Source organism: Cellulomonas humilata (assembly GCF_013359775.1).
In the GTDB taxonomy this organism is placed as follows: Bacteria; Actinomycetota; Actinomycetes; order Actinomycetales; family Cellulomonadaceae; genus Cellulomonas; species Cellulomonas humilata.
In genome coordinates, this window is sequence record NZ_JABMCI010000062.1 from 84278 (window position 1) to 106218 (window position 21941).

General features: G+C 73.5%; 22 protein-coding genes. 9 read left to right on the plus strand and 13 right to left on the minus strand.

Going from position 1 to position 21941, the window contains the following annotated elements:
- Window positions 1-25 precede the first annotated feature (25 nt).
- Window positions 26-1225, plus strand: a complete 1200-nt coding sequence (serA, locus tag HP550_RS09285; RefSeq protein ID WP_175347406.1) for a phosphoglycerate dehydrogenase — start codon at window positions 26-28, stop codon at window positions 1223-1225.
- 55 nt (window positions 1226-1280) lie between these two features.
- Here the strand turns inward: serA and HP550_RS09290 are convergent, their stop codons facing one another.
- Complete coding sequence (locus HP550_RS09290; RefSeq protein ID WP_175347407.1) at window positions 1281-1481, minus strand: DUF5302 domain-containing protein; 201 nt, start codon at window positions 1479-1481, stop codon at window positions 1281-1283.
- Between the two features lie 111 nt (window positions 1482-1592).
- Between HP550_RS09290 and HP550_RS09295 the strand changes: the two genes are divergently transcribed.
- A complete protein-coding gene (locus HP550_RS09295) occupies window positions 1593-2615 on the plus strand; it encodes an aldo/keto reductase (protein WP_175347408.1) in 1023 nt (340 codons plus the stop codon).
- 3 nt (window positions 2616-2618) lie between these two features.
- On the opposite strand, the gene HP550_RS09300 is transcribed toward HP550_RS09295, so the two are convergent.
- The 3 genes from HP550_RS09300 to HP550_RS09310 all read right to left on the minus strand — a co-directional run bounded on the left by HP550_RS09300 (window position 2619) and on the right by HP550_RS09310 (window position 5895).
- Window positions 2619-4619 carry an alpha/beta fold hydrolase gene (locus HP550_RS09300; protein WP_175347409.1) on the minus strand — a complete coding sequence of 667 codons (2001 nt, stop codon included), beginning with the start codon at window positions 4617-4619 and terminating at the stop codon, window positions 2619-2621.
- Between the two features lie 56 nt (window positions 4620-4675).
- Window positions 4676-5188 carry a transcriptional regulator NrdR gene (nrdR, locus tag HP550_RS09305; RefSeq protein WP_175347410.1) on the minus strand — a complete coding sequence of 171 codons (513 nt, stop codon included), beginning with the start codon at window positions 5186-5188 and terminating at the stop codon, window positions 4676-4678.
- A gap of 296 nt (window positions 5189-5484) precedes the next feature.
- Window positions 5485-5895 carry a LysM peptidoglycan-binding domain-containing protein gene (locus tag HP550_RS09310; RefSeq protein ID WP_175347411.1) on the minus strand — a complete coding sequence of 137 codons (411 nt, stop codon included), beginning with the start codon at window positions 5893-5895 and terminating at the stop codon, window positions 5485-5487.
- 322 nt (window positions 5896-6217) lie between these two features.
- On the opposite strand from HP550_RS09310, the gene lexA reads away from it, so the two are divergent.
- Window positions 6218-6970: a transcriptional repressor LexA gene (gene lexA, locus HP550_RS09315; RefSeq protein WP_175347412.1), complete on the plus strand. Its 753-nt coding sequence runs from the start codon at window positions 6218-6220 to the stop codon at window positions 6968-6970.
- 61 nt (window positions 6971-7031) lie between these two features.
- On the opposite strand, the gene HP550_RS09320 is transcribed toward lexA, so the two are convergent.
- The 3 genes from HP550_RS09320 to hflX are packed head-to-tail and all read right to left on the minus strand — an operon-like array spanning window position 7032 to window position 11703.
- Window positions 7032-8033, minus strand: a complete 1002-nt coding sequence (locus HP550_RS09320) for an L-lactate dehydrogenase (RefSeq protein ID WP_175347413.1) — start codon at window positions 8031-8033, stop codon at window positions 7032-7034.
- A 33-nt stretch (window positions 8034-8066) separates the two neighbouring features.
- Complete coding sequence (locus tag HP550_RS09325) at window positions 8067-10139, minus strand: ATP-dependent DNA helicase (protein WP_343048083.1); 2073 nt, start codon at window positions 10137-10139, stop codon at window positions 8067-8069.
- 40 nt (window positions 10140-10179) lie between these two features.
- Window positions 10180-11703 carry a GTPase HflX gene (gene hflX, locus HP550_RS09330; RefSeq protein WP_175347414.1) on the minus strand — a complete coding sequence of 508 codons (1524 nt, stop codon included), beginning with the start codon at window positions 11701-11703 and terminating at the stop codon, window positions 10180-10182.
- A gap of 105 nt (window positions 11704-11808) precedes the next feature.
- On the opposite strand from hflX, the gene HP550_RS09335 reads away from it, so the two are divergent.
- Together HP550_RS09335 and HP550_RS09340 are read left to right on the plus strand one after the other, a co-directional pair.
- Window positions 11809-12414, plus strand: a complete 606-nt coding sequence (locus tag HP550_RS09335) for a methyltransferase (protein ID WP_175347415.1) — start codon at window positions 11809-11811, stop codon at window positions 12412-12414.
- Window positions 12411-13790 (plus strand): MFS transporter, encoded by a 1380-nt coding sequence (locus HP550_RS09340; RefSeq protein ID WP_175347416.1) that lies wholly within the window; start codon window positions 12411-12413, stop codon window positions 13788-13790. Before HP550_RS09335 ends, HP550_RS09340 begins: the two co-directional genes overlap by 4 nt.
- Here the strand turns inward: HP550_RS09340 and HP550_RS09345 are convergent.
- The 5 genes from HP550_RS09345 to HP550_RS09365 are packed head-to-tail and all read right to left on the minus strand — an operon-like array spanning window position 13739 to window position 17259.
- The gene (locus tag HP550_RS09345; protein ID WP_343048084.1) at window positions 13739-14062 is read right to left on the minus strand and encodes a thioredoxin family protein; all 324 of its coding nucleotides are present in this window, start codon (window positions 14060-14062) and stop codon (window positions 13739-13741) included. The two genes, HP550_RS09340 and HP550_RS09345, sit on opposite strands and share 52 nt — an antisense overlap.
- A gap of 5 nt (window positions 14063-14067) precedes the next feature.
- Window positions 14068-15024 (minus strand): diaminopimelate epimerase, encoded by a 957-nt coding sequence (gene dapF, locus HP550_RS09350; RefSeq protein WP_175347417.1) that lies wholly within the window; start codon window positions 15022-15024, stop codon window positions 14068-14070.
- On the minus strand, window positions 15021-15977 hold the full coding sequence (gene miaA / locus HP550_RS09355) for a tRNA (adenosine(37)-N6)-dimethylallyltransferase MiaA (protein ID WP_175347418.1): 957 nt from the start codon (window positions 15975-15977) through the stop codon (window positions 15021-15023). The genes dapF and miaA overlap by 4 nt, the downstream gene beginning before the upstream one ends.
- Window positions 15978-15981: 4 nt before the next feature.
- The gene (locus HP550_RS09360) at window positions 15982-16497 is read right to left on the minus strand and encodes a type III secretion system chaperone family protein (protein WP_175347419.1); all 516 of its coding nucleotides are present in this window, start codon (window positions 16495-16497) and stop codon (window positions 15982-15984) included.
- Between the two features lie 36 nt (window positions 16498-16533).
- Window positions 16534-17259 carry a class III extradiol ring-cleavage dioxygenase family protein gene (locus tag HP550_RS09365; RefSeq protein WP_175347420.1) on the minus strand — a complete coding sequence of 242 codons (726 nt, stop codon included), beginning with the start codon at window positions 17257-17259 and terminating at the stop codon, window positions 16534-16536.
- A 77-nt stretch (window positions 17260-17336) separates the two neighbouring features.
- On the opposite strand from HP550_RS09365, the gene HP550_RS09370 reads away from it, so the two are divergent.
- Window positions 17337-17933: a type III secretion system chaperone family protein gene (locus HP550_RS09370; protein ID WP_425484434.1), complete on the plus strand. Its 597-nt coding sequence runs from the start codon at window positions 17337-17339 to the stop codon at window positions 17931-17933.
- Complete coding sequence (locus HP550_RS09375) at window positions 17930-18451, plus strand: YbjN domain-containing protein (RefSeq protein WP_175347422.1); 522 nt, start codon at window positions 17930-17932, stop codon at window positions 18449-18451. Before HP550_RS09370 ends, HP550_RS09375 begins: the two co-directional genes overlap by 4 nt.
- 20 nt (window positions 18452-18471) lie before the next feature.
- On the opposite strand, the gene miaB is transcribed toward HP550_RS09375, so the two are convergent.
- A complete protein-coding gene (miaB, locus tag HP550_RS09380; RefSeq protein WP_175347423.1) occupies window positions 18472-20043 on the minus strand; it encodes a tRNA (N6-isopentenyl adenosine(37)-C2)-methylthiotransferase MiaB in 1572 nt (523 codons plus the stop codon).
- 134 nt (window positions 20044-20177) lie between these two features.
- On the opposite strand from miaB, the gene HP550_RS09385 reads away from it, so the two are divergent.
- Together HP550_RS09385 and HP550_RS09390 are read left to right on the plus strand one after the other, a co-directional pair.
- Complete coding sequence (locus HP550_RS09385; RefSeq protein ID WP_175347424.1) at window positions 20178-20960, plus strand: amino acid ABC transporter ATP-binding protein; 783 nt, start codon at window positions 20178-20180, stop codon at window positions 20958-20960.
- Window positions 20961-21014: 54 nt separating this feature from the next.
- Complete coding sequence (locus tag HP550_RS09390) at window positions 21015-21881, plus strand: glutamate ABC transporter substrate-binding protein (protein ID WP_175347425.1); 867 nt, start codon at window positions 21015-21017, stop codon at window positions 21879-21881.
- The last annotated feature ends 60 nt before the right edge of the window (window positions 21882-21941 follow it).

The window sequence follows — 21941 nt, forward strand, 5'->3', positions numbered from 1 at the left end:
CGGCTGCGAGGCGCACCATAGGGGCGTGCTGAAGGCCCTGCTGCTCGAGAACCTCCACCCCCAGGCTCGCTCGATCCTCGAGACGGCCGGCTTCGACGTGACCACCCGCACGGGTGCGCTCGACGAGGCCGAGCTGGTCGAGGCGCTCGACGGCGTCCACCTGCTGGGTATCCGCTCCAAGACGCACGTGACGGCGGAGGTGCTCGCGCAGTCGCCGTCCCTGGTCGCGATCGGCGCCTACTGCATCGGGACCAACCAGATCGACGTCGCCGAGGCCGCCTCGCGCGGCGTCGCGACCTTCAACGCGCCGTTCTCCAACACGCGCTCGGTGGTGGAGATCGCGATCGCGGACATCATCTCGCTGACCCGCCGGCAGACCGAGCTCGACCGTGCCATGCACGACGGCATCTGGAACAAGTCGGCCACGGGCGCGCACGAGATCCGCGGCCGCACCCTCGGCATCATCGGCTACGGCAACATCGGCACGCAGCTGTCCGTGCTGGCGGAGAACCTCGGCATGTCGGTCGTGTTCTACGACACCGCCGAGAAGCTCGCGCTGGGCAACGCCCGCCGGATGCACACGCTGGACGAGCTGCTCGAGGCCGCGGACATCGTGACTCTGCACGTGGACGGTCGCAGCGGCAACGCCGGCCTGTTCGGCGCCAAGCAGTTCGCCCAGATGCGTCCCGGCGCGGTGTTCCTCAACCTCTCCCGCGGGTTCGTCGTCGACTACGCCTCGCTGCGCGACGCCATCGTGTCCGGTCACGTCGCGGGTGCCGCGGTGGACGTGTTCCCCGTGGAGCCCAAGCGGAACGGCGACCCGTTCGAGTCGGAGCTGCGCGGCCTGCCCAACGTCATCCTCACGCCGCACACGGGCGGTTCCACCGAGGAGGCGCAGGAGGCCATCGGCCAGTTCGTGTCCAACAAGGTGCGCGACTACCTGGCCACGGGATCCACCACGCTGAGCGTCAACCTGCCCAACCTCGCGCTCGAGCAGCAGCCGGGCGTGCACCGCCTCGCGTACCTGCACCGCAACGTCCCGGGCGTGCTGGCGGCGGTCAACGCGACGCTGGCCGAGCACGGCGTGAACATCGAGGGCCAGCTGCTGGCCACCCGTGGGGAGCTCGGTTACGTGGTGACCGACGCCGGCGCCCGGGTGGACCCCGCCGTGCTCGAGGCGCTGGAGTCGCGGCCCGAGTCGGTCCGGCTGCGCCTGCTGTCCTGATCTCGCAGAGAAGGGGCCCGACCACCTGGTGGTCGGGCCCCTTCTTCGCGCGGTGCTACGCCGATCCGGACTTGCGCTGGAAGCGGCGCTGCGACGGACCCGCGGTCTCCGAGCCGTGCACCTGCCCCGTGTTGGTCGAGCCGTCGGACGTCCGGTGCTGGTTCGACTTCTTGCGCTCGAGCGCCTCGCGGAACTTCGCCTTGGTGTCGTCGCTCACCGACGCCTCCGTGGTCGCCGTGTCGTCGTCCTTGGCCATGGCCGTCTCCTTCGATGCTGTGTGCCGACGGACGTCTGCGCCCGCGACGTGCACAGCCTTGCCGACTCAGGCGCGCGGCGCCACTTTCTTGCGGCGGGTAGCGTCACAGGGGTGCCCGATGCCCCGCCGCTCCCCCATCGACGTGCGGGTGGCCTGTCCTGGCCCGTCGTCTCCCTCGGCCTGTGGCAGAACTTCGGCGCGACGACGCCGTACGACGACCAGCGCCGCCTCGTCCTGCACGCCGTGGACCGGGGCGTCGTGCACCTGGACCTCGCGAACAACTACGGCCCGCCGCCGTTCGCCGCCGAGGAGTCCGTCGGCCGGCTGCTGGCCCGTGACCTGCGAGGACGCCGCGACGAGCTGCTGGTGACGACGAAGGCGGGGTACCGCGCCTGGCCCGGGCCGTACGGCGAGCACGGCTCGGCGAAGTACCTGCGGGCGTCCCTGGACGAGTCGCTGCGCCGCCTGGGCGTGGACTGCGTCGACGTGTTCTACAGCCACCGGTTCGACCCGACGACCCCGCTCGAGGAGACGCTCGGTGCCCTCGACCGGGCCGTCCGGGCGGGCAAGGCGCGGCACGCCGGGATCTCGTCGTACTCGGCGGACCGGACCGTCGAGGCCCTCGCCGTGGCCCGGTCGCTCGGGCTGTGCCTCGCCGTGCACCAGCCCGCCTACTCGCTGCTCAACAGGTGGGTGGAGCAGCCCGGCGACGACGGCCGCTCGCTGCTGGACGTCACCCAGGACGCAGGCATGGCGGTCGTGGCGTTCTCCCCGCTCGCGCAGGGGATGCTCAGCACCCGCTACCTGCACGGCGTCCCGGACGACTCGCGGGCAGCACGCGGGGGGCCGCTGCGCACCGAGTGGCTCACCGAGGAGACGCTCGGCCACGTGCGGGCGCTCGACGCGATCGCCCGTGCGGGCGGCCGGACGCTGCCCCAGCTGGCGCTCGCGTGGGTGCTGCGCGACCCGCGCGTCTCGTCGGTGCTCGTGGGTGCCCGCACCACCGAGCAGCTGGACGAGAACCTCGCGGCGGTTGCCCTGCCCGCGCTCACCGCGGACGAGCTCGCCGCCATCGAGCCGCACGCGGTCGACGCGGGCATCAACCTGTGGGGCGTGCGGTCGAGCGACCGCTGACGCTCAGCCCGTGACGGGCAGGTGCATCGCCCACCAGCGCAGCACGTGCTCGAACCGCACCTGCCGGTGGCGCGGGTTGCCCGACCGCGTGAGCTCGTGCCCCTCGCCGGGGAAGAGCAGCAGCTCCGCCTCGACGCCCCGCCGCTTCAGTTCGACGAACCAGCGCTGGCCCTGCTCGACCGGGCACCGCCAGTCCTGCTCCGAGTGGATGACCAGGGTCGGCGTGCGGACCCTGTCGACGTGCGCCATCGGCGCCTGCGCGGCCAGCGCCGCGGCACCGTGCTCGTCGGCCCCGTCCCCCAGGTACTCCAGGCCGAAGAACCAGCCGATGTCGCTGGACCCGACGAAGCTGACCGGGTCCAGGAACCCGCGCTCGACGACGGCCGCCACGAACCGGTCCGTGCGCGTGGTCAGCCAGGCCGTGAGGTAGCCGCCGTAGGACCCGCCCATGACGCCCACGCGCTCGGCGTCCAGCGTGGGGTCCTCCAGAGCGGCGCCCAGCAGGGCGAGCACGTCCTCGGTGTCCACCGTCCCGAATCGGTTCCGGATGGCGAGCCCGTGCTCCCGCCCGTATCCCGACGACCCCCGGGGGTTGCCGAGCACGACGGCGTAGCCGGCCTCCGCCAGCACCTGCACCTCGTCGAACAGGGCGTGCGTGTACTGGGCGAACGGGCCGCCGTGGATCATCAGGATCGTCGGGTGCGGCCCGGCGCCGTACCGGCCCTCGTCGGGCGTCACCACCCAGCCGTGCACCACGTAGCCGTCGGGCGCGGTGGCCACCAGCTCGGCCGGCACCCGGGTGCGACCGGTCGCGCGCAGCGGCGCTCCGAGGTCCGTGCGCGCCTCGATCGCACCGGAGGTCGCGTCGACCAGGAGGACCTCGCCCGACGACTCCGGCGCGCCGGCGGTGACCACGACGCGTCCGGTTCCTGCCGCGACCGCGGCACCCGCCACCACGTGCGTGCCCCCGACCAGCGTGGTGTGCGTGCCGTCCGATCCGACCCGGACCAGGTGCGCGGCACCGCGGCGCTCGACCACCACGAGCGCATCGCCGTCGAGCTCCGCGAGGACACCGCCGAGCTGGTCGCTCTCGGGGTCCGTGAGCCGTACGGGCGCTCCGCCGGCACGGTCACCGTCCAGAGGCAGGCGGAAGAGGCCCACCTGCGCGGCGACGAAGTCCCGGCCCGTCGGACCGAGGTCGCTGGCCAGCAGCCACAGGGCGGTGCCGTCCGCGGAGGGCAGGACGGCGTCGACACCCAGGGCGCTCCCCGTGTCGGCGTCCGTGAGCGGCACGGGTGCAGTCGGGTCCCCGTCCGGCGAGGCGTCGATGCGCACCACGTCGCTGCGCAGGTCCGTCTCCCGCGACGCGTGCCGGGACGACACGGCGACGAGCGCCTCGCCCGACGGCAGCCACCGCAGGCCGGCCACGCCGACGTCCCCCGAGGTCAGGGCCACCGGGTCGCTCACGGTCGCCGGCCGCTCTCCGTCGGTCGGCACGTCGACGACGAAGGCGTGCTGCGGCCGGTCACGGAAGAAGCCGATCCCGTCGGAGCGGTACTTCAGCTCGGTGATGTGCCGCGGGTCCTCGGAGCCCGGCTTGCCGTCGGCCGCGTAGCGACCCTCCTCCGGCACCCGGGCGAGGTACGCGATCCGGGTGCCGTCCGGGGAGAACCGCGGCTCCGAGGCGCCCAGGGGCGCGTCGGTCAACCGGATCGGCTCACCACCCGTCGCCTCGACCACGTGCACCTGCGGCTTGCCCTCGGGCTCGGCCCGCAGGAACGCGACCCACCGGCCGTCCGGGCTCACGTCCGGCGACGTGTCCCGGTGCCCGCGGGTGAGCGGACGCGGCGGGGCGTCGCCGTCCAGGTCGACGGACCACAGGTGTCCGACGTACTCGTCGACGGTCAGGTCGGGTCGCACGACCGCGACGACGGCACGCGAGCCGTCCGGGAGGACCGCCGGGGCGCCGGGGACATGGAGGAGCTCGAGATCGCAGGGCTGCACCCGACGAACCTACGTGGTGTCACCGACAGACGCGGCGGCAGCCGGCGGCGTGCCGCTCAGCTGGTGCGGACGTCGTCGCCCGACGGTGCGGCAGGCTCATCGAGGCCCGCCTGCTCGTCGGGCTCGTGCTCCGCACGCAGCACGGTGATCGCCGCCTCGAAGTCCTCCAGGGAGTCGAACGCCTGGTAGACGCTCGCGAACCGCAGGTAGGCGACCTCGTCGAGCTCGCGCAGCGGACCGAGGATCGCGAGCCCGATCTCGTACGCGTCGATCTCCGCCGAACCGGCGCCGCGCAGGGTCTCCTCGACCTTCTGCGCCAGCAGCGCGAGGTCGTCCTCGCTCACCGGACGGCCCTGGCACGCCTTGCGGACGCCGCCGGCGATCTTCTCGCGGCTGAACGGCTCGGTGGCTCCCGAGCGCTTGACGACCGAGAGGCTGGCGGTCTCCACCGTGGTGAACCTGCGGTTGCAGTGGGGGCACTGCCGACGGCGCCGGATGGTCGACCCGTCGTCCGACGTCCGCGAGTCGACGACCCGCGAGTCCGGGTGGCGGCAGAACGGACAGTGCACCGTGATCCCCTTCGAGCTGACGCGCGGCCGTCGGGCGACTGCCGTGACGCGCGTCGTGAACGCCTGCGTGACGCTAGGCCACGCGTCCCGGCGTCGCAAGGTCGCTGCCGGGCACGCCGCGAGCGTAGTGCCGACGCGGCCGAAGGCGGGGATGCGCGAGGGCGGTCATCTGCCGATGACCGCCCTCGCGGGGACGCCCGGGGCCCGATCGCGGCACCGCCGCGTCCGCCCGGCGAGCGTCTGCGCCGGCGGCGGCCTTCCCCTCCACCACCAGGCGCGCAGTGCGCCGACGTCGCTCAGTCGACCGGGACGACGATGACCTGTCCCGCCATCAGCCCGGCGTCCGGCAGCTCGTTGAGGCGCACCAGGTCGAGGACCACGTCCCGGACGTCCTGGGACGGGGCGGCGACGGACTCCGCGATCTGCCAGAGCGTCTCCCCGGACTGCACGACGTGCCGCTCCACCTCCTGCGCGCCGACCGGACCGTCCGCGGAGGCCTGGCTCGCGAACAGGGTGACGACCGCGGCGACGGCTGCGGCCAGGACCCACAGCACGGCACGGCCGCGTGCGGTCAGCCGGAGGTGGGCCGCCGACCGAGCGGGCTGCTGCGGCGCCCGGACGGTCGCGAGACGCGTGCCCGCCGCGCGGACGTTCGCCCGTGCCAGCACCAGGTTCGGCATCGCCGGTCCCATCACCATCGCGCTCATCACGTCTCTCGTTCCTGCTCGGCCCGGCCTGCCGGGGTACCGCCTGAACAATCCCATCCGATCGTCGAACGCCTGTTCGTCGAACGTCTGTACGATGTCTACCAGCATCCGCCCACACTGTCGAGCGACACGATCGAACAGATGTTTGATCTTCGGTCGCGACATCCCTAGGCTGGCGGTGCAGCACAAGCGGACCACGAGGCACTGACACGCACGCCGGGAGCACCCCGTCGCCGCAGGTCAGGACCCCGGGCCGTGAGCTGGACGAGGCGGAGAAGGCTGAGCGTGCTGCGAGGCGGCCGCCGGACGGAGGAGGAGCGCAGTGACGGACTCACGGGACACGTCCCAGCCCGAGCAGGACCTGGCGACGATCCACACGCTCCCGGACGGGGCGCCCGGACCCGACGGCCTGACGGCGCGCCAGCGGCTCGTGCTGGACACCATCCGGTCGTCGGTCGAGTCCCGGGGCTACCCGCCGAGCATGCGCGAGATCGGGGAGGCCGTCGGCCTCACCAGCCCGTCGAGCGTCAAGCACCAGCTCATGGCCCTCGAGCGCAAGGGCTACCTCCGCCGCGATCCCCACCGCCCCCGGGCCATCGAGGTCGTGCACGCGGACGACTCGCGCGGCGTCGGCACCTGGACTGCCCCCGACGGCAGCCGCTCGAGCTTCCCCGACCAGGGCGACGGCGAGCGCCTGCCCGCGCCGTCCTACGTGCCGGTGGTCGGTCGGATCGCGGCCGGCGGACCGATCCTCGCCGAGCAGGTGGTCGAGGACGTGTTCCCGCTGCCCCGCCAGCTGGTCGGCGACGGCGACCTGTTCCTGCTCAAGGTTGCCGGCGACTCCATGATCGACGCCGCCATCTGCGACGGCGACTGGGTCGTCGTCCGCCGTCAGCCCGTGGCCGAGAACGGCGAGATCGTCGCCGCCATGATCGACGGCGAGGCCACGGTCAAGACGCTCAAGCGCATCGACGGTCACGTGTGGCTCATGCCGCACAACCCCGCCTACTCCCCCATCCCGGGCGACGAGTCGACCATCCTCGGCCGCGTGGTGAGCGTGCTGCGCAGCCTCTGACGGAGAGCGACGTCGGGCAGCACCCTGAGGTGGGTGCTGCCCGACGGTCGTCAGCGGAGAGTCAGAAGCCGAACTGCCGCGCCACAGAACGCACCGCGTCCGCCGAGCTGCGCAGTCCGGCGAGCTCCTCGTCCGACAGCGGCACCGGGAGCCGCTCCCCGACGCCGCCCGCACCGACGATCGCAGGCACCGACAGGCACACGTCGCTGATCCCGTAGTAGTCGTCGAGCAGCGACGAGACGGGCAGCACCCGGCCCTCGTCCTTCACGATCGCCTCGATGATGCGCGACCCCGCCAGGGCGACCGCGTAGTTCGTCGCCCCCTTGCCCTCGATGATCCGGTACGCGGACTCGACGACCTCCCGGGCGATCCCGTCGCGGACCTCGGCGGTCAGGGGCCCACTGCCCCCCGCGCCGGTCCACTCGAGCAGCGGGACGGAGCCGATGCTCGCGGACCCCCACAGCGGCAGCTCGGTGTCGCCGTGCTCGCCCGCGATGTACGCGTGCACGTTCTGCACGGCGACGCCGGTGTGCTGCGCGATGAGGTAGCGCAGCCGCGAGGAGTCGAGGACGGTGCCGGACCCGAACAGCTGCGAGGGCGGCAGGCCGGAGATCTGGAGCGCGGCGTACGTGACCACGTCGACGGGGTTGGTCACCATCACGTAGACCGCGTCCGGCGCGACCTCGACCACCGCCGGCAGCACCTTGCGGACGAGCCCGATCGTCGCCTCCGCGAGGTCCAGCCGGGACTGGCCGGGCCTCTGCTTGGCGCCGGCCGTGAACATCACCACGTCGGCATCCGCGCAGACCGCGAGGTCGTCGGACCCGACCACCTGCGCCATGGGCATGAACTGGATCCCGTGACCCAGGTCGAGGGCCTCCGCCTCGGCCTTGGCGGCGTTGATGTCGTACAGCGCGACGGTGCGGGCGGCCCCCCGCATGAGGGCGGCGTACGCCATGGTCGACCCGACGGCACCGGCTCCCACGATCGCGAGCTTCGACGTGCGGCGGCCGCTCCGCGACGGGGCCACGCCGACGTCTTCCATGTCCAGGCTCTCGGTCATCTCACACACCTCTGGGTCGGGGACGGGTCAAGGCTATGCGGACGCCGCGAGCCGCTGCAGCGCCGAGATGGCCACCGCACGGTCCGTCGTCCGCCAGAAGTCCGGCAGCGAGCGCGTGAGGAAGCTGCCGTAGCCCGCGGTGGCGAGGCGGGGGTCGAGCACGGCGACCACCCCGCGGTCCTCGCTGGTGCGGATCAGCCGGCCGGCACCCTGGGCCAGGAGGAGCGCCGCGTGCGTGGCGGACACGGCCAGGAATCCGTTGCCGCCGGCCTTCTCGATCGCGTCGGACCGCGCGGAGCTGACCGGGTCGTCGGGGCGCGGGAAGGGGATGCGGTCGATGATGACCAGCCGGCAGGTGGCGCCGGGGACGTCGACCCCCTGCCAGAGGGACAGGGTGCCGAACAGGCAGGTGGCCTCGTCGGCGATGAACTGCGACACCAGCGTGGGCAGCTGGTCGTCGCCCTGGACCAGGATCGGGACGTCCAGGCGCTCGCGCATGGCGGCCGCCGCAGCGACTGCCGCGCGGCGCGACGAGAACAGGCCGAGCGTCCGGCCCCCGGCGGCCGTGACCAGGTCGGCGATCTCGTCGAGCTGGGCCTCCGTGGCCGGCTCGCGGCCGGGCTTCGGCAGGTGCCGCGCCAGATAGAGGATCCCCTGCTTCGGGTAGTCGAACGGGCTGCCGACGTCGAGGCCATGCCAGGGCACGCTGGCCGGCGCGGCCTTCGGCTCCCCCACCAGCGAGGTCGGACCGACCGGCTCCGCGTCCGGCCGGACCTCGAGCCCGACGGCGCGCGCGATGGGGTCGAACGAGCCGCCCAGCTCCAGGGTCGCGGACGTCAGCACGCCGGACCGGCCCGCGAACAGGTGGGTGCGGATGAGGCCGTTGACCGCGAGCGGCGCCGCGTACAGGCGGGTGAGCACCCCGCCTCGACGGTCCTCCGTACGGGCGCACCACAGGACGGTGTGCCGGTTGTCCTCGGGATCGGCGGCCATCCGGTCGGCCACCTCGTGCAGCGCGAGCATGGTCGCCTGGGCCATCTTGCGACCGCCCTCCGGAGGCGCGTTCGGGCCGGTCTCGGGCTTGAGCACGCTGAGCAGCGCGCGGGTGGCGTCGCGGACGCTCGCCACCGCGTCACGGGCCGCGGGCGGCAGGCCGTCGCGGAACCGGGTCTCGGGCAGGCCGACCAGCACCATGGCCAGCGCCTGGCTGGCGGAGTCGAGGTCCGTCGTGGGGACGCCGCCGTGCCGACGGGCCAGGCGGGCGGCATGCTCGATGGTGGCGACGGACAGCTCGGAGGTCGCCTGCGCGGTCACCCGGTCGGTGAGCTCGTGGGCCTCGTCGACGATCAGCACCTGGTGCTCAGGAAGGACGCCGGGCGATCCCGACGCGGCGATCCCCAGCATCGCGTGGTTGGTGACGACGACGTCCGCCTCCCTCGACGCGGCCTTCGCCTTCTCGGGGAAGCACTCGGCGAGCATCGGGCACTTGCCGCCCAGGCACTCGAGCGAGGTCACCGAGACCTGCCGCCAGGCCTGCGCCGTCACGCCCGGGACGAGGTCGTCGCGGTCGCCGGTGCCCGTCTCGTCGGCCCACTCCCGCAGCCGCAGCACCTGCTCGCCCAGGCTCTCGGTCGGCCCGGTCGCGCCCTTGCGCGCGGGCGCGGGGTGCTCAGCCGCACCGGCGTGCTCCCCGAGGTCGAACAGCGTGCCCGTGTCGTCGTCCGGGTACCCGCCGGCGACCTTGTGCACGCAGAGGTAGTTGTGCCAGCCCTTGAGCAGCGCGATCGACGCGGGACGCGGCAGGTGCGGCTCGAGCGCCTTGGCGACGAGCGGCAGGTCCCGCGTGATGATCTGGCGCTGGAGCGCCAGCGTGGCGGTCGAGACGACCACGTGCTCGTTCTCCAGGACGGCGTGCCGCAGCGCGGGCACCAGGTACCCGAGCGACTTGCCGGTGCCGGTGCCGGCCTGCACCAGCAGGTGCTCGCCCTTGTCGATGGTCTCCGCCACGGCGACCGCCATCTGGTGCTGGCCGTCGCGGCGCACGCCACCGAGCGCCTCGACCGCGATGTCGAGGAGCTTCTCGACGGAGGGGTCGGCGTCTGGCACCGCGTCAGCCTAGTGGCGGCCGGCGGGCTTCAGAGACGGCTCATCGACGGTGCTGGGCCGCGGCCTCGAGCTCGGCGGCGAGGCCCGCGTCGACCCGCGCGCGGATCGCCGTCCCGTCGGCCGTGTGGTCCTCGGCCTGGATGTCGCCGTGCTCGTGCACCCGGCTGACCAGGTCGCCGCGGTCGTACGGGACCACCAGGTCGACGGAGACGCCGGGGCGCGGAAGCTGGTCCGCGATGAGTGCCTGGAGCTCGTCGATGCCCTCGCCGCTGTGGGCAGAGACCACGATCGAGTGCACCTCGCGCGAGCGGAGCCGGGCGATCGCCTCCGACGTGGCCACGTCGGCCTTGTTCAGCACGATGATCTCGGGCACGTCCATGGCACCCGGGATGTCCGCGAAGACGTGGCGCACGGCGGCGATCTGGCCCTCCGGGTCCGGGTGGGACGCGTCCACGACGTGCAGGATCAGGTCCGCGTCCGCCACCTCCTCCAGCGTCGAGCGGAACGCCTCGACCAGCTGGTGCGGCAGGGCGCGGACGAAGCCCACGGTGTCCGCCAGCGTGTAGATCCGCCCGTCCACGGTCTCGGCCCGGCGGACCGTGGGGTCCAGCGTCGCGAACAGGGCGTTCTCGACCAGCACGCCCGCGTGGGTCAGCCGGTTGAGCAGCGACGACTTGCCGGCGTTGGTGTAGCCGGCGATGGCGACCGACGGGATCGCGTGCTTCTTGCGCGACGCCCGCTTGGTCACCCGGCCCGGCTCCATGGCGGCGATCTCGCGGCGCAGCTTGGCCATGCGGTTGCGGATACGACGGCGGTCGAGCTCGATCTTCGTCTCACCGGGACCACGCGAGCCCATGCCGGCCGCGGCGCCACCGACCTGGCCACCAGCCTGCCGGGACATCGAGTCGCCCCAGCCGCGCAGGCGCGGCAGCAGGTACTCCAGCTGCGCCAGCTCGACCTGCGCCTTGCCCTCCCGCGACTTGGCGTGCTGGGCGAAGATGTCCAGGATCAGCGCGGTCCGGTCGATGACCTTGACGCGGACGATGTCCTCCAGCGCGCGGCGCTGGGACGGCGCCAGGTCCCCGTCGACCACCACGGTGTCGGCGCCGACGGCGGCCACCAGGGTGGCCAGCTCCGCGGCCTTGCCTGACCCGAGGTACGTGCCGGGGTCCGGCTTCTGCCGCCGCTGGAGCAGCCCGTCGAGCACCTGCGAGCCGGCCGTCTCGGCCAGCTGCGCGAGCTCGCGCAGGGAGAGCTCGGCGTCGGTCACGGTGCCCGAGCCCCAGACCCCGACCAGGACGACCTTCTCCAGGCGCAGCTGGCGGTACTCGACCTCGGTGACGTCCTGGAGCTCGGTGGACAGGCCGGCGACGCGCCGCAGCGAGGTGCGCTCCTCGAGCTCGAGCTGGTCGCCGTCGTACGAGGAGTGCACCGTGCCGCCGGCGTGCAGCGTGGTCCCTGCCCGGGCGAGCACGCGGGCCACGACGTCGTCGGCCACCTCCTGCGCGGAGCGCGTCGTCGGGGTGTCCTCGGTCTGGCTGGTGGTGTGCTGCGCGTCGGTCAAGGTGCTCCTCTTCTGGTGCCGTCCCTCCAGGGTCGCACGAGGCACCGACGGCGGCCGAGGTATTTCGCTGCGGGCCGAGGGTGGTGCGATGGGTAGGGTCGGCGCGTGAGCGAGCCGGACCACTACTTCACCGCGCAGCCGGCCTCGCCCGACGAGCGCCGGGTGCTGCGCGTCCACCTGGCCGGCAGGCAGGTCGAGGTGGAGACCGCCGGCGGCATCTTCTCGCCCGACCACGTCGACCTGGGCACGCGCGTGCTGCTGGACCACGTCCCCGCGCCGCCGGCCGACGGCGACCTGCTCGACCTCGGCTGCGGCTGGGGGCCGATCGCGCTGACGCTCGCGCTGGAGTCCCCCGCTGCCACGGTCTGGGCCGTCGACGTGAACGAGCGCGCCCTCGACCTCACGCGACGCAACGCCGAGCGGCTCGGGGTGACCAACCTGCGGGCCGTGCGGCCGGACGAGGTGCCGACGGACGTGCGGTTCGCCGCCGTCTGGTCGAACCCGCCGATCCGGGTGGGCAAGGAGGCGCTGCACGAGATGCTCCGGGCGTGGCTCGGTCGCCGCGCGCCTGGCGGCGAGGCACACCTCGTCGTCAGCAAGAACCTCGGGGCGGACTCGCTCCAGCGGTGGATCGCCCTCGAGCTCGGCGTGGACGTCGAGCGGACCGCCAGCGCCAAGGGCTTCCGCGTGCTCGCCGTGCGCGACCGATGAACGACTGGCGGTCGCTGCGCACCACCACCTGGAGCATGGTGGCGCTGATCTTCATGGTGGCCTTCGAGTCGCTGGCCGTGACCACGGTGATGCCGACGGTCTCCCAGGCACTCGACGGCGCCTCGCTGTACGCCTTCGCGTTCGCCGGACCGCTGGCCACCGGGGTGGTCGGGATGGTCGTTGCCGGTCCGTGGAGCGACCGCAGCGGACCCCGGACGCCGCTGCTCGTCGCGGTCGGGCTGTTCACCGCGGGCATCCTGGTCGCAGGCGCGGCACCCACCATGGAGCTCCTCGTCGCGGGTCGGCTCCTCCAGGGGTTCGGCGGCGGAGCGATGACGGTCGCCGTCTACGTGGTCGTCGCGCGGCTCTACCCCGCGATGCTGCACCCGCGCGTGTTCGCCTGGTTCGCGGCGGCCTGGATCATCCCGTCGCTCGTCGGCCCGGCCGGTGCCGGCGCGGTGGCCCAGCACGTCGGGTGGCGCTGGGTGTTCCTCGGTGTCGCGCTCCTGGTGGTGCCGGTCACGCTCGCCCTCGTCCCGGCGCTGCTGCGGATCGGGCCGCCGGAGACCCCCGGCGAGAGGGCACCGCGTGGTCGCCTCGCGTGGGCCGCGCTCGCCGCCGCGGCCGTGCTGGGGCTCAACCTCGCCGCCCAGGTCCCAGTCCCGTGGTCCGTGCTGGTCGCGGTCGGGACGGCGGTGCTCGCCCTCGTCGCGCTCCGGGCGGTGGTGCCTGCGGGCACGATGCGTGCGGCTCGGGGTCTGCCGAGCGTCATCGCCACCCGCGGCCTGGTCTCGGGCGCGTTCCTGGGGGCGGAGGTGTACCTGCCGTACCTGCTCACCGAGCGGTACGCGTTCTCGCCCACGACCGCGGGGATCGCCCTGACCTTCGCCGGCGTCGCCTGGGCCGGGACGTCGTGGCTCCAGGGGCGCCTCGGTGACCGCCTGCCGCACCGCACGGCCGTCGTCGTCGGCTCCGCCCTGGTGGTCGTGGCGGTCGCCGGCGTGCTCGTGACCGCGGCCGCGCACCTGCCGGCGGTGGTCGCCATCTCGTTCTGGACGCTCGCCGGCGCCGGGATGGGCCTGGTCTACTCGCGGCTGACGGTGCTGGTGCTCGCGTACTCGGCCCCGGGCAGCCAGGGGGTGAACAGCTCGGCGCTGTCGATCGCCGACTCGATCGGCGCGGCGCTCGCCCTGTCGCTCACGGCCCTGGCGTTCGCCGCGGCCGACCGCAGCCCGGACGCCCCCTTCGCGGCGGCGCTGGTGGTCGCGACCGCCTTCGCCGTCGGTGCGGCGCTGGTCGGCCCCCGCGTCGGGGCCGGTCGCGGTCAGGCGCTGGAGCCCACCGACGACGCCGAGTCGAGCGCGCTGCGCAGCTGAGCGAGCGTCGGCACCCCGGACGCACGCCGGACCACCCCGCCGCTGGCGTCGAGCACGAGGATCGTCGGCGTCACGTCGATGCCGAGGCGCTCCCCCAGCTCCAGGTGGTCGGCCACGTCGAGGTCGACGTACGCGACCCCGTCCGTCGTGGCGACGGCGCGCTCGGCGACGTACCGGGTGGAGCGGCACGGTGCGCAGAACGTGCTCGAGAACTGCACCACCGTGGCGCGCTCGCCCAACGGCGCGCGCAGGTCTGCGGAGGTCAGGTGCACGGTCGTCAGCGCCCGGCGGTCAGCGCGGTGAGGTCCACGTCGGCCGCGGCGACGAGCACCGCCGGTCCCGCGAGCTCGACGTGCCCGTCCGGCAGGACGCTCACCCGGACGGTGCCGCCCGGGACGTCGACCAGCCAGACGTCGGGTGCGCCGACGCCGGCCCAGGTGCGGACGGCCAGCGCGGCGGCGCACGCCCCGGTGCCGCAGGACCGGGTCTCCCCGACCCCGCGCTCGTGCACGCGCATGCGGAGCCGGCCGACGAGCGAGCCGTCGGGGGCCTCGTGCTCGCCGAGCGGCACGACGAGCTCGACGTTGGTCCCGTTCGGCGGCACCGGCGTGACCTGCGGCGCCCGCGAGAGGTCGGCGGCCGCCAGCTCGTCCTCGTCACCGAGCGCCAGGACGACGTGCGGGTTGCCGACGTCGACGCTCAGCCCCGCGCGCGCGACCTCCAGCCCGGCGACGTCGACCTCCGCGTCGGCGCCGGCGCGCACCGCGTCGGCACCGCCCGGCAGGTGCCATCGACCCATGTCCACCGCGTACCAGACGTCGTCGCCGATCCCCGCAGGGACCTCGACGCGCCGCACGCGCCGCACGCCGGCCCGGGTGCCGAGGGCCAGCTCGCCGTCGGCCGCGTCCCAGAGCCCGAGCCGTTCGAGGTAGGCGGCGAACACGCGGACCCCGTTGCCGCACATCTCGGCGACCGACCCGTCGCCGTTGCGGTAGTCCATGAACCAGTGGGCCGCCGGCTCCTCCGCCAGCGCCGCCACGCCCTCGGGCAGGTGCTCGCTGGCCACCACCCGGATGACCCCGTCGCCGCCCACGCCCGCACGCCGGTCCGCGAGCCCGCGCACCAGCGCGGCGGAGAGCTCCACCCGGGCGTCCCGGTCGTCGAGCAGCACGAAGTCGTTCTGCGTGCCGTGACCCTTGGTCACGTGCAGGGTCGGGGCGGCCACCACGGTCATGAGCCCAGGCTACGTCGTGGGGCCGGGTCGTCCGTGGCGAGGCCCAGCTCGCCGGCGTCGGCCGCCGCGACGAGCGACTCCGCCTTCGCGACGAGGTCCGGGTCCCGCGCGTCCAGCCAGTGCACCCGCGGGTCGCGGCCGAACCAGCCCATCTGCTTGCGGGCGAGCCGGCGCGTCCCGGCCGCGATCGCGGCCCTGGTCTCGTCCGCGGTGAGCTCGCCGCGCAGCATAGTTAGCACCTCGGCGTACCCGACGGCCCGTGACGCCGTGCGGCCCAGCCCGTGCTCGCGCAGGTGCTCGACCTCGGCCACCAGGCCGCGCGACCACATGCGCTCGACGCGTGCGGTGATCCGCTCGTCGAGGACCGCGCGGTCGCAGTCCAGCCCGAGCTGCACGGCCGGCACCTCGTAGACGTGCTGCGGGAGGCTCGCGGAGTACGGCCGGCCGGTGAGCTCGATGACCTCCAGGGCGCGCACGATCCGGCGCGCGTTCCGCGGGCCGATGCCGTCGGCCGCGACCGGGTCGGCGGCGGCGAGCTCGGCGTGCAAGGCGCGGGCGCCCTCGGCCTCCACGCGGGCCTCGAGCCGGGCCCGGAGGTCCTCGTCCGTGCCGGGGAACTCCATGTGGTCGAGCAGGGCTCGCACGTAGAGGCCGGAGCCTCCCACGGCGATCGCCCGGTTGCCGCGGGCGGCGATCGCGTCGAGCGCGGACCGGGCGCGCGCCTGGTAGTCGGCCACCGACGCGTCCTCGCGCACGTCGAGCACGTCGAGGAGGTGGTGGGGCACGCCCTGACGCTCGTCGACGGTGAGCTTGGCCGTGCCGATGTCCATCCCGCGGTACAGCTGCATCGCGTCGGCGTTGACGATCTCCCCGCCCAGGGCGTGGGCCAGCGCGAGGCCGAGGTCGGACTTGCCCGTCGCGGTCGGGCCGACGAGCGCGACCACGAGGGTCATGCCCTCACTCCACGGTGGGGCGCGCAGGGTCGTGGTAGGCGACCGGGGGCTCCGGCTGACGCGCCACGGGCTGCGTCGGCGCCGCGTCGGGGTAGCGCTCGTCCAGCATCGCGAAGAAGCGCAGGGCACTGGCGATGCCGCCGGTCAGGTGCAGGTCCAGCTGCTCGTCGGTGACGCCGTCCTGGTAGTCGACGGTGTGCTCCGTGTACACGGCCACCTGCTGGTCCTCGATCCGCACGTAGACCTTGGGCCAGACCATCGTCTCGGACCACGTGTTGGCGCCCAGCAGGATGTTGCCGAACTCCGTACCCGGCACCTGCCGCGCCCAGCGACCACGGACCTGGAGGTACTCCTTCGTTCGGCCCATGGTGATGAACCAGAACGGGTGCGTGTCCCAGCGGCCCACCAGGTCGCCGTCCGTGTCCCGGCCGTAGACCGAGCCCCGCGCGTCGAGCCGCTGCGCGACCCGCTCGGTCGTCAGCGGCGGGAGGGTGGGCTCGTGCTCGGGCGCGGATGACATCGGAACCTCGGCGTGTGGGGGACGGACAGCGAGACCCTACCGGGCGTCCCAGAGCAGGACCGCGTGCTGCGCCCCGAGGTCCGCCGAGGTCGCGAGGGTGCGCGCGCGGACGGGCACGTCACCTGCGGCACCCACCAGGACCTGCCACGGCGCCCAGCCCCGGACGGCCAGGGCGTCGGCCAGCGCGGGGTCGTCGTCGGCGAGCCGTGCTCGTGCAGCGGGGCCGGCGTCCGCGAGGTCGGCCAGCACCCGCGCGTCGTGGTCGGGCGCGCGGGGGTCGTCCGCCAGCGGGGCATCCGGGCCGTGGCGGCCGCTCCCGGAGCCGACGACCACCAGGCCGGTCGGCTCGGGCTCGACGAGCGCGCTCCCGAGCGCCGCGAGATCGCGGGCGCCGCGCTCAGGCGTCACCTCGACCATCCGCACGGCGCCCGTCCACCCCGCCCGGACGAGGAGGTGGAGCGCGACGACGCCGGGGACGCTCGGCCCGTCGGAGCCGACACCGTCGACCTGGACCTCGACGACCGGCCAGCCCAGCAGCGCGTCCGGGATCCCCGCGGCGCCGAGCGTGGTCCGCACGATGCCCGCGACCACCCTGTCGACCACGCCGGGCGCCACGACGACGACCGAGCGGACCCCCGAGGCGACGACCTCGCCCACCGCGCGCAGCGCCGCCTCGCGCAGCCCCGCGACGGGATCCGCCGAGCCGCCGGCCCCCGGGACGAGAAGCGCGGAGTCGGGGACGAGCGCGGCGACGACGAGCATCCCCCGAACTTACGGGAGGCAGATCAGACCCGAACGACGGCACCCCGGTGTGGGCGACCGCCGGTACTGTCCTGCGTATGGGGTCGCTCGGGGATCGTGCACGGCGCTGGTGGCGGGGGCGCTCGCTGCCCACGGCTGCCTCGAACGCCGTGCCTGTCAACGAGCCCGACGACGACGAGCTGCACGACCGGGTCGCCCAGCTGCTGGCGCGCGAGCTCGGTGTCGCGGAGCCGGCGGCGGACCTGCCGACCGACGTGACCCCCGCCCGGATCGCCGCCTGGATGACCAACAACCAGTTCAGCTACTTCGTGGACAACGACGGTGACCTCGGGGGCCTGTGGCGCGGACGACTCTTCTACTTCTTCCTGTTCGGGGAGAAGTCGGAGATCCTCCAGGTGCGCGGCCAGTGGCACCGGGAGGTCGCGATCGAGCGACTCGAGGAGGTGCTCGACGTCTGCAACGAGTGGAACGCCGACCGCATCTGGCCCAAGGCGTACGTCCGCGTCCGGGACAACGGCCGCGTGCACGTGGTGTCCGAGGTGGCCACCGACCTGGAGCACGGCGCCACCGACTCCCAGCTGAGCCAGATGCTGTTCTGCGGCCTGTCGACCGGGAGCATGTTCTTCGACGCCCTGGACGAGCGGTACCCCGACCCGGCGGGAGTCGCGCCGTGAGCGGGCCCGGGTGGCTGCTGCGGGTGCTCGGTGGGCTGCCCAAGCCGACCAAGCGTCCGACGCCCGACGACGAGCTGCCGGTCCCGCTCACCCGGGAGCGGATCGCGGACTACCTCGTCGGGCGCGGCTACCGGTTCGTGGTCGACGACGACGGCGACCTGACGGGCACGTGGGACGGCAGCCGGTTCTGGTTCCTCCTGCTCGGTGAGCAGCAGGAGATCCTCCAGGTGCGCGGGCGGTGGCACCGCAGCCTCCAGCTGGACCAGCGCGAGGCCGCGGCCCTGGCCATCAACGACTGGAACCGCGAGCGGATCTGGCCCAAGGCGTACCTGCGCGAGGAGGAGGGCGTGCTCGCCCTCTACAGCGAGGTGTCCGCGGACTTCGAGCCCGGTGTCACCGACCCGCAGCTGGCCCAGCTGCTGGCGTGCGGGCTGGGCACCGGGGTGCAGATGTTCTCGGCCATGGAGGCCGTGCTGCCGCGCGACGACGCTCCGCCGCCGGACGTACCCGACAACTAGGGTTCAGCGCCGGATCGGGTTCAGCGCCGGACCAGCGTCGGCAGGCCCAGCGCGACCGGTCCGGCCGGCCCACCCGTGCCGCACGCGTCGCCGGACGCGCCGTGGCTGTGCTCGTCGGCACCGTCCTTGCGACGCTGCCACGCGTCCCCGGCGGCCGTCCGACGGACCTCGAACGTCCCGCCGGCCACCGCGGAGTCCGCGACCAGGTGGTACGGCGCGGCGTGCGTCACGGTGACGGTGACCAGGTCCCCGGGCCGGGGTGCGTCGGCAGTCTCGGGCGGCAGGGCGAGGTGCACGAGACGGTTGTCCGCGGCCCGGCCGGTGACCCGGTGGGTCGCCCCGTCCTTGCGGCCCTCGGCCTCGGCGACGAGCACCTGCACGGTGCGGCCCACCTGCGTCTGGTTCTCCTCCTGGGAGATCCGGTCCTGGAGGGCCGTGAGCCGCAGGTAGCGCTCCTGCACGACCGCCTTGGGCAGCTGGTCGGGCAGGTCGAACGCGGCCGTGCCGGGTCGCGGCGAGTACTGGAACGTGAACGCCGACGCGAACCGCGACGCCTCGACCACCCGGAGCGTCTCCGCGAAGTCCGCCTCGGTCTCCCCCGGGAACCCGACGATGATGTCGGTGGTGATCGCCGCGTCGGGCATCGCGGCCCGGACGCGGTCGAGGATGCCGAGGAACTTGTCCGACCGGTACGAGCGGCGCATGGCGCGCAGGATGCGGTCGGAGCCGGACTGGAGCGGCATGTGCAGCTGGGGCATCACGGTCGGCGTCTCGGCCATCGCGGCGATGACGTCGTCCGTGAACGCCGCCGGGTGCGGCGACGTGAACCGCAGTCGCTCCAGGCCCTCGATCGCGCCGGCCGCGCGCAGCAGCGAGGCGAACGCGCCGCGGTCACCGAACTCGACGCCGTAGGAGTTCACGTTCTGCCCGAGCAGGGTCACCTCGATGGCGCCCTGGGACACCAGGGCCGCGACCTCCGCCAGGATCTCCCCCGGCCGGCGGTCGCGCTCCTTGCCGCGCAGGTGCGGGACGATGCAGAACGTGCACGTGTTGTTGCAGCCGACGCTGATGGACACCCAGCCGGCGAACACCGACTCGCGGCGCGTCGGCAGGGTGCTCGGGAAGACCTGGAGCGACTCCTCGATCTCGACCTGCGCCTCGGCGTTGTGGCGGGCGCGCTCGAGCAGGACGGGCAGGACGTCGAGGTTGTGCGTGCCGAACACCACGTCGACCCACGGCGCCCGCTCGACGATCCCCGCGCGGTCCTTCTGCGCGAGGCAGCCGCCGACCGCGATCTGCATCCCGGGACGCGCGCGCTTGGTGCTCGCGAGCCGGCCCAGGTTCCCGTACAGCTTGTCCGCGGCGTTCTCGCGGACCGCGCACGTGTTGATGACGATGACGTCGGCGTCCTCCGCGGCGGCCTGCGCCGGGTCGGCAGCGACGTAGCCGGCCTGCTCCAGCATGCCCGCCATGTGCTCGGAGTCGTGCACGTTCATCTGGCAGCCGAGGGTCTTGACGAGGTAGGTGCGCGGGGGTGCCGCCGGGGTCGCCGTCGGCAGATCCGGCAGGACGGCGGGCAGGGTCGTGGACATCACCGACAAGGGTACGGCCGCTCGCCCTGAGCCCCTCACGCGCCCCTCATCTGGGGTCTTGCTTGACGGGTGCGTTGCCGAACCGTGACCGTCGTGGGTCGCCAGATCGGGTAAACCCCCCGTAGGTTCATCCAATGGTGGACACCTCAGCCGCACCGCCCGCCCCGACCGACCAGACGTCCGACGCCCTCGTGGAGCTCCGGGGCGTCGACAAGCACTTCGGCCCCCTGCACGTGCTCCAGCACATCGACCTCACCGTGCGCCGCGGCGAGGTCGTGGTGATCATCGGTCCGTCCGGCAGCGGGAAGTCGACGCTCTGCCGGACCATCAACCGGCTGGAGACCATCGACTCCGGCACCATCGCGCTCGACGGCCAGCCGCTGCCCGCCGAGGGACGCGCCCTGGCCCGGCTGCGGGCCGACGTCGGCATGGTGTTCCAGTCGTTCAACCTGTTCGCCCACAAGACGGTCCTCGAGAACGTCACGCTCGGCCAGATCAAGGCCAAGGGCGTCAAGCCCGCCAAGGCCCGCGAGATCGCGCTCGACCTCCTCGATCGCGTGGGGGTGCGCAACCAGGCCGACAAGCTCCCCGCGCAGCTCTCGGGCGGCCAGCAGCAGCGCGTGGCGATCGCCCGGGCGCTCGCCATGCAGCCCAAGGTGATGCTCTTCGACGAGCCGACCTCCGCGCTCGACCCCGAGATGATCAACGAGGTCCTCGACGTCATGGTCGGCCTCGCCCGCGACGGGATGACCATGATCGTCGTCACCCACGAGATGGGGTTCGCCCGCAAGGCCGCCAACCGCGTGGTGTTCATGGACGGCGGCCAGATCGTCGAGGAGGCGGACCCGGAGACGTTCTTCACCGCTCCGAAGAGCGACCGGGCCCGCGACTTCCTCTCGAAGATCCTCACCCACTGACCCACACCCCCACCGACCGAACCGACACTGCACACCACACGAAGGGGACACACCATGCGTAGAGGACGACTGGTTCTGGCTCTCGCCGCGGCGGCCACGCTCACGCTCGCCGGCTGTTCGAGCGGCGGCGACGACGACGCGGACGCGGGCGCGACGAGCGAGGAGACCGAGGCCTCCGGCGGCGCCGAGGGCACCATCAAGATCGGCATCAAGTTCGACCAGCCCGGTCTGGGCTTCCAGGAGGGCAGCGAGTACACGGGCTTCGACGTCGACGTGGCGAAGTTCGTCGCCGGGGAGCTCGGATACGGCGAGGACCAGATCGAGTGGGTCCAGTCCCCCTCGGCCCAGCGCGAGACGCTGCTCCAGAACGGCCAGGTGGACATGATCTTCGCCACCTACTCGATCACCGACAAGCGCAAGGAGGTCGTCTCCTTCGCCGGTCCGTACTTCGTCGCCGGCCAGGACCTGCTGGTCGCCGCCGACGACGACACCATCACCGGCCCGGAGGACCTCGAGGGCAAGAACCTCTGCTCGGTCACCGGTTCCACGTCCGCGCAGCGCATCAAGGACGAGTACGCGACCGGGACCAACCTGCTCGAGCAGCCGGGGTACGCCGAGTGCGTGACCGCCCTGACCGCGGGGACCGTGGACGCGGTCACGACGGACGACATCATCCTGGCCGGCCTCGCGGCGGTGCCCGCGAACGAGGGCAAGGTCAAGGTCGTCGGCAACCCGTTCTCCGAGGAGAACTACGGCGTCGGCATCCCCAAGGAGTCCGACAAGTGCGAGGCCATCAACGAGGCCATCACCAAGATGATCGACGACGGCACGTGGCAGGAGCTGCTGGACAAGAACGTCGGCGCCTCCGGCTACCAGGCCAACGAGGAGCTCAACCCTCCGACGCCCGCCGCCTGCGCCTGATCCGCTGACGTTCCGGGGGCTCGCGCGGCGACCGCGCGGGCCCCCGGTCCCTCCGAGAAC